Here is a 13,118-nt window from a genome sequence, read left to right on the forward strand (position 1 = left end):
GGGATTTAACGATGAAAAACATCGTTAAATTAAGGTTGTGGAGAGGACCTGGTGCTTTTAACGATGAAAAACATCGTTAAAGCAGCAGATCCCAGCAGATCCTCTCGGTTGTGCGCGCTGGCGGAACCGTTCTTTATCCCCAGTGCCTGCACCCGCTAGGAAATCTCCACTAACCAAGAGAAATACCCCTGCTGGCAGTCTGTTTGAACTTGGTGTTTGTGTGATTTGTGCGATTGTAGCCGAGAAAAGGGAATGGCTGTGGGAGGAAGAGCGGAAGCGTCCGCCTTTAAAGATTTGTTCCAACCTTCTCATCCATTCCATTCAAGGGAACAAATCTTTAACAGCGGCTGGAGCCCACAGCCATTCCCTCCGCAACGCTCCAACGTCACGAACACGCTCCTCAAAGGATGCCACAAGGCGTGTTTTGTAAATTTATGAACAGTAGTGCAGGGTTTTTCTACTATGTTACGTCTATTTTTATGGGAAAGGGGGAGAGCATGATTGAACAGGAAGAAACGTTAATCAGACAGGTACTTGAAGGACAGAACGAATCCTTCCGCACTCTTATCGACCGCTATTACGCGTATTTGTACCGAGTCGTTAATGGCGTGCTTCATCATCCGAAGGATGCAGAAGATGTGACGCAGGAAGCTTTTGTTAAAATATATGCGGCTCTCCCCCAATATCAGTTCCTCGGATTAAAAACATGGATGACGCGAATTGCTGTTAATGCAGCTATCGACTATAAGCGTAAGCGGGATAGACGGCAGCAAGAGACTACTTATTCGGAGGAGCTTATACAGACCGCAATATCCGAGGAGGAACCGCTGGACGTAGCGCTCATGCGCAAGGAACGTGGGGCTATACTAGCCCGTTATTTGAGTGAACTTCCGCCTAACTATCGTCAAGTGATTGTGGCTTATTATATGGATGGCAAATCTTATCAACAAATTGCAGAAGAACAAAAGGTGGAGTTGAAAACGGTAGAGTCCCGGCTGTACCGTGCAAGAGGCTGGATGAAGAAGCATTGGAAGGAGGATGATTTCTTGTGAACCTTTGTTCAAAGCACGACTGGCAAGCTTATATGGAGAATCGTTTGACGGTGTTGGAAAGCTTAGAATACGAAGAGCATTTATATACATGTGATGCATGCATGAACGTATATATACAGGCCTTAGAAGCTGCTGACACCGAGGAGGCTGGAAGTGAAAGCGGGCTGGTTTCTCCAAGTCTTGAGGTAGTCGATCAAATTATGGCGGCCATTCAAGCAACCAGTGAAGCATCCATTGAGGTACCCACTCAGGCAGTGGCTAAAGCACTCATTCAAAATGGGACGCAGACGCAAGCAGGCATTCCAGAGCTTATTCACCCACAACAACCAATAATCTCCGGCAAAAAGGTGCGGGGAAAACCTTCTTTATTTAAAAGACCGCTCTTTCAGTACGCAGTGGCGGCCGTGATTACTTTAGTATTGATGTCAGCAGGGGTTTTTCAGGATTTATCTACCCGAATGAGTGAAATAGAAACGTTTTCGATACAAAACCGGCAAGAATCCTTCTCTCAGAAGCTAATGGAGAAAACCGTCTCCGTGCTGGATACTGTACAACCACAACCTAAAGGAGGCAAGAGCCATGAATAAAAATGCACTATTGGCATTTTTATTATCATTTATTCCCGGTGCGGGGCATCTCTATCTCGGACGCAAGGTGCGCGCTTTTTTCTATGCTGCTGGTTTCTTTGGCCCGATTATGTTGATCCTTCTAATTGTTTCTATGACAAATGGTTTGGGAAGAGACGCAGGTTATTTCCTTATAGCGGTATCACTTGCCTTTGCTGCTTTTAATATGATTGATATGATTATCACTTTGCTTTCGCCGACCTCTTCCTTTAACAGAAGGCCGGCTGTGTATCCCCAGCATACCTCCCAAGATGGAGGCACCCATACCGGATATGGAGAGCCTAACAAGCCTAATAATCCTTACAATCCTTACAATGCTTATAGCGATCCCTTGCCGGCAGATTCCTATGCGGAGGCAAATCGGCAGCAAAACGAGCGTTTTTTAACGATTTTATTATCGTTTATTCCGGGTCTGGGCCATTTCCAGATTGGTTTGATGCATCGGGGGCTTGCCTTCCTGATCAGTTTCTTTGGATTAATTACGATGGTTTTCTTTGTTAGCCAGGTGACTCGTGTGGAGGGCTTCTTCGTCTTTCTGTTTGCTCTGCCCGTTATTATTCTTTACAGCGTTTTTGATGCGGTTCAGCTGCTGCACCGTAAGCAGAGAGGAGAGGAATTGGTAGATCGGACTATTTTTGAAGAGCTGGAGCAATCGCGGGAGGAAGGACGTAAAAGTAAAATTATCGCGATGCTGCTCTCTGTTTTTCCAGGCGCAGGGCATATGTACCTCGGTCTTCAGCGCCGCGGCCTGCAAATTATGGCGGCTTTCCTGTTTGCTATCTATATTATGGATGTGCTGCGGCTTTCGATTTTTTTATTCGTGATCCCGATTTTATGGTTTTACAGCTTATTCGATGCTATGCAGCTTGTCTCTAAAGGGAGAGAAGAGGAATTGAAGGACATTCCGGTCATTAACTGGCTGCTCCATAATCAAAAATGGCTGGGAATTGCTCTGCTCGCTATAGGCAGCTACTATTTAATCGATCAAATGCTGCTGAAGGTTCTGGAGCGGATGGTTCCTGAGTGGCGTCTTACGATGTGGTTTCATGAGTATTTGCAAATATTTATCGTTTCCACGTTATTCATTGGCGCAGGCTTAAGAATGCTGATCGGAGGCGGCACAGCCAAAAAGGATGGTGGATCCTCATGAAGCGGTGGAGAGTTGGAACATTTTCTATGGGTATATCGCTTGTGATGGTAGGCGCTACCCTGTTGATCTCTACATGGAAGGGCCTCCCTGCCTTCGACATCCTGCTTGGCTGGTGGCCCATTGTGTTTATTATGTTGGGTGTGGAAATTTTATTATTCATCTTTTTTTCCAAAAAAGAACAGCCGGTTCTGTATTATGATATGTTCAGTATCATGTTTGTAGGCGTCCTTTGCTGCTTTTGTGTAGTTTTTTCTCTGGTAACTTCCAGTGGAGTTATGAACGAAATCAGGTACTCTTTGGGCAGTGTGGAAAAGACACTGGATTTGCCGGATATCAAGGAACCGATCTCTCAAGAGGTTAAGCGGATTGTTATCCAGGCAAACGGACAAGTGCCGAAAATTGACAAGATGACCGGACGGGAGCTTCATCTGTTCGGCAGCTATCGCACAAGCACTTACGAGAACCTGGAACCGGTAGTAGTGAATCAGCAGGATGTGGCTACCATTCGTACAGTGGGAGGCACGATGTACATTGCGATTAAAGAGCTTTCGCGGCGGAATGGGATTAATGATACGTATCCGTTCGCAACTATGACGCTTACACTTCCTGAGGATATACCATTCGAGCTTCGGGGAGCGGACAATCGTGAGATTCAGGCTGCACAGTAAATAATCTGGGGCTTCCCTTTACACTCAAAATAACTTTGCTTAACTTTGGTTCTTGCTGCGCAGCATGCGAAAAAAATTAGTTAACAGCGCGGCACATTCCTCCTGCATCACTTGGCTTGTCACTTCCACCCGATGATTAAAACGGTCTTCCTGCAATAAATTCATTAATGTCCCGGCACAACCGGCTTTCGGATCGGTCGTGCCAAAGATGACCTGAGGGACTCGAGATTGAACGATGGCACCAGCACACATAGGACAGGGCTCTAAGGTTACATATAATTGGCAATCTAACAATCTCCATGATTTCAAGTGCTCACTAGCCTGACGAATTGCGATCATTTCCGCATGGGCTGTAGGATCGAGTGATGTTTCCCGCAGATTATAGCCGCGGCCAATAATAACTCCATATTGAACAATGACGGCTCCGATCGGTACTTCGCGGAGCTTTTCTGCTTTTTTGGCTTCTTCTATTGCTGCTTTCATCCATTGGACATGTTCATCCACAAGTGGACACCTCATTCTGCAAAGTTATTAACACCACAAGCTAGAACATGCATTCGTTGTTAACAAGCTGTGGATAATCCTGTGTACAACTAAATAATTTGTGGATATCTTCATCGTAATTGTAAATAGTCGATTCTTCGAAAGCAAGCCTTGAGGTAAAAATACACACATGCAAGCTCGAAGCAGTTCACGTGTGCACGCTACTAATAAGGCAATTAAGGCAATTTTGTAAGGCATTTTTGCGTTGTGTTATCAGCTGGAATTAAGGTATACTATGAGAAAATGTGATTAAAGTCGTAGGCTATAAGAACTATATACAATACGTATTTTCATCGAATACGGCGATTGGCTGCTCTTTCGGGGTGGCCTATTTGTAACGATGGAACAAGAACATCAAGGGGGAATAATGGTGCCGTTAGGCAAGGCAAAAGCGAGAACACAAGTGCAAGATATTTTGCAAACTTATGGAAGCAAAGAGGGCAATGACGCCGAAATTCTTATTCATAGCAAAACAGTTGTAGAGAAGAAGGACTTTGTGTCTACAGGCATACTAACCTATGCATTGGGAGACATTATTGAAATTGAAATTGCCCAGTACAACGCGTTTCAGTTGGGAGACAAGGTAAAGCTAACTGCCTATTCCAAATCAGGTATTTTTGTTTTTGAATCCACAGTGGTTGCCAAGGAGTTTGGCTCGATCATAGTGATTAATCCTCCTGAGAACCGCAAGAAATTTTCTGATAAAAGAGCCCATCCCCGGGTTGTAGTGTCCAGCGGCGGATTTCTCCACAGTATCCATGATTTTTCTAAGGGACAAAAGCAAAGCTTTGAGAAGCCCTTTACCTTTTCTATTAGGAATGTCAGTCTGAGCGGTTTAGGTTTTACGATAGCCCACGAGCTGGAGCTGCATGACAAGATGGAATTGGAGGTAGAGTTGAGTCTCGGCTTCCCCATGTCCTGCATGGCGCAAATCGTGCGCATAGAAAAGAGGCCCTCCTTCACGTTCTGCGGGACTCGTTACATCGGCTTGGCGAAAGAGAAGAGCAATGCACTACGGGCATTTATTCTAAAAAGCCAGGTGGAATTGTATTTCGATCAGAAGCGGGAAACCAAACACAGAAAAGCCGTGCAAAAGCAATAATTTATAAAAGCTATGGGCAAGCCTATTCGCAGTGCACTCTTCTTTTGAAAGCCGTATGGAGCGATTGAAAAAGATGTAAAAATATTACGCAAAATGTAAGCGGGAATGCAAGGATTTCTTGACTTTGAGCCAAGCGAATGGTACTATTTTTATAGCTTATATAGTAATATTACATGAATTTTGTTTAAACAGATGACATTTTCTGTAGGTTGTCTTGTGGGCTATCTAAGGGTGATTGCTTAAAGCAGGGAATATATAGCTCCCCCTTTGGGAGTTTTTTGTTTTTATTTTTGAAGCAATAAGCTAATCTTCACCGCTTGGTGGGGTTTTTTTTGTGTAAATGCTGAAAAAGCTAATGAATATATATATTGCAGATATTTTTAAGGAGATGTTATATAAATGCCGCTTTCTTGTGGAATAGTAGGATTACCGAACGTTGGCAAGTCGACTTTGTTTAATGCGATTACGCAGGCGGGAGCAGAATCCGCGAATTACCCGTTCTGCACGATTGATCCCAATGTTGGAGTAGTTGAAGTACCGGACGAAAGAATGCAGAAGCTGGCTGAAATTGTGGTGCCGAATCGTATTGTACCAACAGCTTTTGAATTTGTCGATATCGCGGGATTGGTTAAGGGCGCGAGTAAGGGCGAAGGGCTTGGCAATAAGTTCCTGGCGCATATCCGTGAGGTAGACGCTATTGTTCACGTGGTCCGCTGCTTCGTGGATGACAATATTACCCACGTATCGGGCAAGGTAGACCCTATTGGAGATATCGAAACGATTAATCTGGAGCTGGTTTTGGCGGATCTGGATTCTGTGGAAAAAAGGATAGACCGTTCCCGCAAAAACCTCAAGGGCGGCGACAAGAAATATACCGCTGAAGTGGAATGTCTGGAACGTATTAAAGAAGCTTTGTATGCGGATAAGCCAGCTCGGAGCTTAGAGTTTAGTGAGGATGAGAAGCTGATCATTCGTGATTTGCATCTGCTAACTATGAAGCCAGTGCTTTATGCGGCTAACGTGAGCGAAGATGAAGTTGCTGTTGCCGATGATAATCCATATGTGCAGAAGGTTAAAGAATTCGCGGCTCTAGAAGGTGCAGAAGTGGTGCCAATCAGTGCCAAGGTCGAATCTGAGATCGCTGAATTGGAAGAAGATGAAAAGGAAGTATTTTTGGAAGAACTGGGGCTTCAAGAGTCCGGTTTGAATAGATTAATTAAAGCGGCTTATAAGCTGCTTGGCTTATATACGTATTTTACCGCAGGTGTGCAAGAGGTAAGAGCCTGGACAATTCGTAAGGGCACTAAGGCACCTCAGGCGGCAGCAGTAATTCATACCGATTTCGAACGCGGCTTTATCCGTGCGGAAGTCGTTTCTTATCAGGATTTAACGGGCTCAGGTTCGATGAATGCGGCTAAGGAAAAGGGCCAGCTTCGTCTTGAAGGTAAAGAGTATGTCGTTCAGGATGGCGATGTCGTCCACTTTAGATTTAATGTATAAACATTCATGCCTAAACAATAATGAGGAGTGATCCAAAATGTTAGATCGACTACAGGCACTGGCGGATCGCTATGAGAAGCTCAGCGAATTGCTCTGTGATCCGGATGTATCCAGTGATACGAAGAAACTTAGAGAATATTCGAAGGAACAATCCGATCTTCAGGATGCTTATGATGCTTATATCGAGTACAGAAGCGTTAGCGAACAGCTTGATTCCGCCAAGACTATGCAGAATGAAAAGCTCGATGAAGAAATGCGCGAGCTTGTCAAGATGGAGATTGAGGAATTGGCAGGGCAATACGAGCAGTTGGAAGAAAAGCTGAAGCTTCTTATGATGCCTAAGGATCCAAATGATGATAAGAATGTGATTGTGGAAATCCGCGGCGCGGCTGGCGGTGACGAAGCGGCTTTGTTCGCTTCAGATTTATATCGCATGTATACACGCTATGCGGATGGCCAAGGCTGGAGGACTGAAATCCTCGATGCCAATCTTAACGATTTGGGCGGGTTTAAAGAGATTATTTTCATGATCGTTGGAAAAGGCGCTTACAGCAAGCTGAAATACGAAAGTGGCGCTCACCGCGTACAACGTATTCCAGTAACTGAATCTGGCGGCCGTATTCATACCTCAACCTCTACGGTTGTGGTGATGCCGGAGGCGGAAGTTTTTGAAATTGAAATTCATGATGCTGATATCCGCGTCGATACGTTCTGCTCCAGTGGAGCCGGAGGCCAGTCGGTAAATACGACGAAGTCGGCAGTGCGGGTAACGCATGTGCCTACGGGAATCGTTGCGACTTGCCAGGATGGCAAATCGCAAAACTCCAATAAGGAGCAAGCACTGAAGGTGCTGCGTGCGCGGATTTCCGACAAGATGCGTGAAGAAGAAGAAGCGAAGTATTCGGGAGAACGCAAGAGTAAAGTGGGTACCGGAGACCGCAGCGAACGGATTCGCACGTACAATTTCCCGCAAAGCCGGATAACAGACCACCGCATCGGGCTTACGCTGCATCGTCTGGAAACGGTCCTGAACGGGGACATGGAAGAGATTGTATCGGCTTTAACGATAGCATCACAATCCGACCTGCTGGAAAAAGGGGAGCAAGCGATGTGAGGCAAGATGTGACCATTCGGGAAGCCTATGTAGAGGCTTCTTCTTTTTTAGCGGAGCAGGGAGTCGGAGAGAGCGGCTCCTGTGCGGAGCTGCTGCTCCAGCATCTGCTGGGCTGGAGCCGGACTGAGCTGTTCCTGCGCTGGCAGGAGCAGCTGCCCTTGGAGCTGGCCGATGCATGGAGCCAGCTCATCTCGAGGAAGGCCGCGGGCGAGCCGGTGCAGTATATCACCGGCAAGCAGGAGTTTTACGGCCTTCCTTTTGCCGTTAACGGCGCGGTGCTGATCCCGCGGCCGGAGACGGAGCTCCTCGTGGAGACAATCCTCCACGAGGGCTCGCGCTTGTTCCCGCAAGCGGCTCCGCTGCTTGCGGACGTTGGCACCGGGAGCGGAGCGATCCCGGTCACTATCGCGCACGCGCGCCCCGCGTGGCGCGTGTACAGCAGCGACATCTCCGCGCCTGCGCTGGAGGTGGCCCGTGCCAACGCTCAGCGCCACGGTGTGGCGGAGCGGGTGACGTTGCTCGAGGGGGACCTCCTCGAGCCTTATCTGGTGCGCCGTCTGGCGCCGGATATAGTGGTGTCCAACCCACCCTATATCCCGGATAGCGACGTACCGGCGCTGCAGCCCGAGGTGCGGCTGTACGAGCCGCACACAGCTCTTGTCGGCGGTCCAGACGGACTGGACCTGTACCGCCGATTGATCGCCCAGCTGCCGCTGCTGCCTCATCTCCCCACCTTGGTGGGGCTCGAGGTCGGCATCCGGCAGGCAGAAGATGTCGCTGCCATGCTCCGCAGCTGCGCCGAATGGGATACGATCCGTTTTGTCCCGGATCTGGCAGGCATTAATAGACACGTCATAGCCATACGTGAAAAAAGATAGATTCATAGGTTTAGCTCCCTTCCCTCTTGCCCATACTGGGTATTACACGAAAGGGAAAGGGGCCTTAACCATGAAACATAGCAAATCTCTTAAACATTTTGTATACATAGCTTTTGCACTTATAATGCTTATCACTTCCTGGGAATCCAACCGTATCAATGCAGCTGTTATCACGCCGGAAATTCCAAAAGAGTCAATCCGGCTGCGCATATTGGCTAACTCCGACTCAGCGCAGGATCAAGCCCTTAAACGGGAAATCCGCGATGCAATTGTAGCAATGATGCAGGATTGGGCAGCAGGTCCACAAACATTGGAAGAAGCAAGAACCGTTGTAACTGCGCACTTGCCTGAATTTGATAGATTAGTAGCCGGCATTATTAAAAAACGAGGATATAACTATAGTCATCAGGTAGAGCTGGGCCTTGTCCCTTTCCCTACCAAAATGTACGGAAACGACGTATATCCTGCTGGAGATTATGAAGCACTTCGTGTGATCATCGGTTCGGGCAAAGGACAAAACTGGTGGTGCGTGTTGTTCCCGCCGCTGTGCTTCGTAAATTCGATAACCGGTGAAGCAGTAGCCGGTGCTGTCCAAACAACAGACGGGACAACCAATCAGAAAACCGACCAGACGAATGATCGCACAACAGGTCAGACAAACGATGGGAACAACGGTTCAACGGCAATTGATGCAGATCAAACCGACAGTCCAACTAAAACCGAGGTTCGATTCTTCTTATGGGATTTAATAGAAGCTGTAATATCCTGGTTCAAATAAAAGTAAGGATGGATTCAACTTGACGAAATATTGGAAGCTGAAGCCTATTAGGCCCGACGACGGGCATCAAGAAATATTTCAAGTTCAAAGTTCAAATGAGGCAATCATTGAAAAAGCCGCAACACTGCTGAAAAATGGCCAAACAGTAGCTTTTCCGACCGAGACGGTCTATGGGCTAGGTGCCGATGCGGGTGACACAAATGCTGTAAAGCTAATCTTCGAAGCTAAGGGCCGCCCGTCTGATAATCCGCTTATTGTTCATATTGCCGACACCGCTCAGCTGAAGGGAATAATCCGGAATGAGGCAATAACTCCAGATATTCAAGCGTTAATGAAGGCCTTCTGGCCAGGTCCTTTGACCATCGTGCTGCCTGTAGAAACAGGCGGCATTTCGCCGTTGGTTACGGCAGGTCTTCCTACAGTAGGAGTTCGAATACCTGATCATCCTGTTGCGCTAAGCTTACTGAGGGCAGTGAATCGTCCTATAGCAGGACCCAGTGCGAATCGTTCAGGAAAACCAAGCCCAACACTTGCTTCTCATGTTCGCGAAGATTTAGATGGGCTAATTGGGGGCGTACTGGACGGAGGCCAATCAGGCGTAGGTTTGGAATCAACCGTAATTCAATGCCAGAATAATGAAATATTTATTTTGCGGCCCGGCGGCGTGACGGCAGAACAAATGCACCAGATACTGCCCAATGCTCATATTCACCAACCTCAGCAGGAAGCGCTCCCTTCTTTTGAAGCACCGATTTCCCCAGGGACCAAATATACGCACTATGCTCCCAAGGGGCTGATGCAGCTAATTGTGGGAAATTCCCACAAGCAGGTTGTGGCATGGATCCAAAAGGATATAGATGCAGCTAAAAAGAGAGGCGAGACGACAGGAGTTCTCACTTTTGAGGAATACCACACATTGTACCAAGCGGATATGGTGATATCCTGCGGTAAACTATCTGAACCGGAAACCATCGCAAAAAGCTTGTATTCAGCCTTACGCAGTTTTGATGAGGCAAAGATCACTTACATTCTGGCTGAGTCTTGCTCAAAAGAAGGAATTGGTCTTGCGATCATGAATCGGCTAAGCAGAGCCTCTGGTCATCGGATTATACATATTTAAGCGAATAGCATGTTTCCTTACTTGTCCGCATATCTTGAGAGAGAAACTGTGGACAAGGGGGACTTGTACGCCATGCTCACTTCTTCAATTGCATTAGGACAATTTCTTACAATTTTGATCATGGCAATTGCGCTGGGAATGGATGCTTTTTCAATAGGTATTGGTATCGGTATGAGGGGCATTCGTCTTCGCGATGTATTAAAAATCAGCATCGTGGTCGGACTTTTTCATATTTTGATGCCTTTAATGGGCATGTTCATGGGTCAATATGTCAGCTCATTGCTTGGCAATGTAGCTACAGCCATGGGTGGACTGCTGCTAATTCTGCTGGGCTGTCATATGATCTACAGCTCATTTCGCGGCGGTAATGTTCCTTCTTTTGATCATCGAACATTTTGGGGGTTGCTTATATTTTCGTTAAGCGTGAGCATTGATTCTTTTTCAGTTGGTGTTTCTCTTGGTATGTTTGCCACAGATATAATGTTGACGATGCTGCTTTTTGGTGCTTTTGGCGGACTTCTTTCCATAGCTGGCCTTATGCTTGGCCGTCATATGGGGAGTTGGATCGGTGACTACGGCGAAGCTATTGGTGGCATCATATTACTGGCATTTGGGTTGAAATTTCTGCTATGATAAAATAATAAACATATAACCAAAACATAACCAATAACGAGCATAACCAATAACGAGCTCAACCAGATATAAACCAATCCCGATTTATCCCAAGAACAATGTAGCCTAATGTAACCCAAGATAGCCCAAGATAGCCCAAGATAGCCCAAGATAGCCCAATATCGGTAAAAAGCCTGATCGCCAAATTACAGTAAGGAGGGATTTTCATGTTGCGAATTCTTTTTGTGTGTACGGGGAATACATGCCGCAGTCCGATAGCAGAGGGAATGCTGCGAATGATGCTGCAGAGAGAGCGATTTGCAGCCGAGGTTCGTTCTGCTGGTGTTTCAGCCTTCAATGGCGGCTCAATTTCATCTAATAGTGCTGCTCTACTACAAGAAGCAGGATTCAATGAGAGATTGGTATCCAGTGCTCTAAGTACTGATGAGGTGGAGTGGGCGGATCTTATTCTAACTATGACGGTGAGCCATAAAGGTGTCATAATCCAAAGATACCCCTATGCTATAGACAAGACCTTTACACTTAAAGAATATGCTGAGGATGATCCAGCTGTATTGGCAAATATAGAAGAACGAGAACAGCTGGCGGCTGAGCTTCAGATGAAGCAGGCACTCTCTCAGTTCATTACAGCAGAGGAAAGAAGCCGTATGATGAAGCTGTCAGGAAGTCTTCCGGATTACGACATTTCGGATCCTTTCGGCGGTTCTCTCGATATATACCGGAAAACAGCCGCTGAAATTGAATATTATCTTAAAAAACTTGTATTTAAGCTATTAAGCACTCAGGACCGAAAATAACTAACCTGCTTACGTGTGAAGGATCGAAGAATGATAATCGAAGACTGATACATGTGAAGGGGCTCCTTGCGGGCTCTTTTTTTGTTTTTAATTTTACGGCCTATAGCTACTATCCCCTTGACTCAGATAAGTGAGTTACACCTACCCAATAAAGGGATGTGGGATGTGCATATGGGCTTGATACTGATTTTATTAATTTTTGATCAAATTAAATCGATCATATGAAATGGTACTTGAAGTAGTACTTGAAGTAATGCTTGAAGTGGCACAAAGATTTATCAGGTTTCGGAGTACAGGCAGGTTATTGAATATGAGGTTACGGCGATAGCAAAATTCATCCAGATAACCCTGCAGGAACTTGGGACCGAGGCCATGAAACGAATCATTGATCCACTTGCATGCCTGCTTAGCTGTTTGCAGCAGTCCTTTAAAACGTTTAAAACTGTATCTTTCGGTGACACAGGTAACATGGGTAGAATCGTTTAGGTCTACATGGTTTTCTGAGAAGGCTTCCGTTCCGCTGCGAAGGACAGACTTTTCCCTCATAGAGGTTAGAGGAACCTTTTTCATCTTGATATAGGTAGATTCGCCCTGCTCATTGATCGAAGAACCGACTAATATAGGATGCTCTTGAGGGTGTCTAAAAACACTAGGATTATAAGGTTTTCCATAAACTGCTGAATTGACCTGTACAGTGCCCGAAAGCAAGGTCTGATGATCGGCTTGGCTCATAGCAAGGCGAATCTTTGTAAGGATAAGCCAGGCTGTTTTGTAAGTTACATTTATGGTGGAGCTTAACTCTACAGCGTTAACGCCCTGCTCTGGGCGTGAGATAAGGAAGAAGGAAAGAAACCATTTTCGCAAAAGGGTTCGGCTGCCCTCTATTACGGTTCCTGAAGTAAGAGATGTTTGGTGTCTGCAGGATCTGCATTCGAAAAGGGGCAGTCTGCGGGAAGAAATTTTATAAGCGGAATCATGTTTACAATGTGGACAACGGAACCCATCTGGCCATTTGGCAGTAAACAAAGCTTCTTCGCATGCCTCCTCAGTGCTAAAAATACTGCAGAATTCTGCAAACGTAATATCAGATAATATTTTATTTAGCAAGGCACTTCAACCTCCTGCCAAAAAGGGAATGTATGTTCTGCATATAAACG

At 46.2% G+C, this 13,118-nt stretch carries 14 protein-coding genes; 12 read left to right on the forward strand and 2 right to left on the reverse strand.

What is annotated here, in order from left to right:
* Positions 1 to 497 precede the first annotated feature (497 nt).
* The 4 genes from J2Z66_RS20125 to J2Z66_RS20140 are packed head-to-tail and all read left to right on the forward strand — an operon-like array spanning position 498 to position 3,496.
* A complete protein-coding gene (locus J2Z66_RS20125) occupies positions 498 to 1,052 on the forward strand; it encodes an RNA polymerase sigma factor (RefSeq protein ID WP_245375692.1) in 555 nt (184 codons plus the stop codon).
* Positions 1,049 to 1,639 carry an anti-sigma factor gene (locus J2Z66_RS20130; RefSeq protein WP_209973690.1) on the forward strand — a complete coding sequence of 197 codons (591 nt, stop codon included), beginning with the start codon at positions 1,049 to 1,051 and terminating at the stop codon, positions 1,637 to 1,639. The genes J2Z66_RS20125 and J2Z66_RS20130 overlap by 4 nt, the downstream gene beginning before the upstream one ends.
* Entirely contained in the window at positions 1,632 to 2,828 is a 1,197-nt protein-coding gene (locus J2Z66_RS20135) for a hypothetical protein (protein WP_209973691.1), read from the forward strand. Before J2Z66_RS20130 ends, J2Z66_RS20135 begins: the two co-directional genes overlap by 8 nt.
* On the forward strand, positions 2,825 to 3,496 hold the full coding sequence (locus J2Z66_RS20140) for a hypothetical protein (protein ID WP_209973693.1): 672 nt from the start codon (positions 2,825 to 2,827) through the stop codon (positions 3,494 to 3,496). Before J2Z66_RS20135 ends, J2Z66_RS20140 begins: the two co-directional genes overlap by 4 nt.
* A 39-nt stretch (positions 3,497 to 3,535) precedes the next feature.
* On the opposite strand, the gene tadA is transcribed toward J2Z66_RS20140, so the two are convergent.
* Positions 3,536 to 4,000: a tRNA adenosine(34) deaminase TadA gene (gene tadA, locus J2Z66_RS20145; RefSeq protein ID WP_376774446.1), complete on the reverse strand. Its 465-nt coding sequence runs from the start codon at positions 3,998 to 4,000 to the stop codon at positions 3,536 to 3,538.
* A gap of 379 nt (positions 4,001 to 4,379) precedes the next feature.
* Between tadA and J2Z66_RS20150 the strand changes: the two genes are divergently transcribed.
* The 8 genes from J2Z66_RS20150 (at position 4,380) to J2Z66_RS20185 (ending at position 11,961) form a co-directional block, all read left to right on the forward strand.
* Entirely contained in the window at positions 4,380 to 5,141 is a 762-nt protein-coding gene (locus J2Z66_RS20150; RefSeq protein WP_209973699.1) for a PilZ domain-containing protein, read from the forward strand.
* A gap of 399 nt (positions 5,142 to 5,540) precedes the next feature.
* A complete protein-coding gene (gene ychF / locus J2Z66_RS20155) occupies positions 5,541 to 6,641 on the forward strand; it encodes a redox-regulated ATPase YchF (protein ID WP_209973701.1) in 1,101 nt (366 codons plus the stop codon).
* Positions 6,642 to 6,678: 37 nt separating this feature from the next.
* The gene (gene prfA, locus J2Z66_RS20160) at positions 6,679 to 7,755 is read left to right on the forward strand and encodes a peptide chain release factor 1 (protein ID WP_209973703.1); all 1,077 of its coding nucleotides are present in this window, start codon (positions 6,679 to 6,681) and stop codon (positions 7,753 to 7,755) included.
* 8 nt (positions 7,756 to 7,763) lie between these two features.
* Entirely contained in the window at positions 7,764 to 8,633 is an 870-nt protein-coding gene (gene prmC, locus J2Z66_RS20165) for a peptide chain release factor N(5)-glutamine methyltransferase (protein WP_312894663.1), read from the forward strand.
* Positions 8,634 to 8,703: 70 nt separating this feature from the next.
* Positions 8,704 to 9,411, forward strand: coding sequence for a stage II sporulation protein R (gene spoIIR / locus J2Z66_RS20170; protein WP_209973704.1), 708 nt, complete (start codon positions 8,704 to 8,706; stop codon positions 9,409 to 9,411).
* Positions 9,412 to 9,430: 19 nt separating this feature from the next.
* Entirely contained in the window at positions 9,431 to 10,531 is a 1,101-nt protein-coding gene (locus J2Z66_RS20175) for an L-threonylcarbamoyladenylate synthase (protein WP_245375693.1), read from the forward strand.
* Between the two features lie 72 nt (positions 10,532 to 10,603).
* Positions 10,604 to 11,164, forward strand: coding sequence for a manganese efflux pump MntP (locus tag J2Z66_RS20180; RefSeq protein ID WP_209973707.1), 561 nt, complete (start codon positions 10,604 to 10,606; stop codon positions 11,162 to 11,164).
* A gap of 206 nt (positions 11,165 to 11,370) precedes the next feature.
* Entirely contained in the window at positions 11,371 to 11,961 is a 591-nt protein-coding gene (locus tag J2Z66_RS20185; protein ID WP_209973709.1) for a low molecular weight protein arginine phosphatase, read from the forward strand.
* Between the two features lie 192 nt (positions 11,962 to 12,153).
* Here J2Z66_RS20185 and J2Z66_RS20190 read toward each other — a convergent pair whose 3' ends face one another.
* Positions 12,154 to 13,068, reverse strand: coding sequence for a transposase (locus J2Z66_RS20190; RefSeq protein ID WP_209973711.1), 915 nt, complete (start codon positions 13,066 to 13,068; stop codon positions 12,154 to 12,156).
* Positions 13,069 to 13,118: the final 50 nt, after the last annotated feature.

The organism is Paenibacillus eucommiae (assembly GCF_017874215.1).
Taxonomy (GTDB): domain Bacteria; phylum Bacillota; class Bacilli; order Paenibacillales; family NBRC-103111; genus Paenibacillus_AI; species Paenibacillus_AI eucommiae.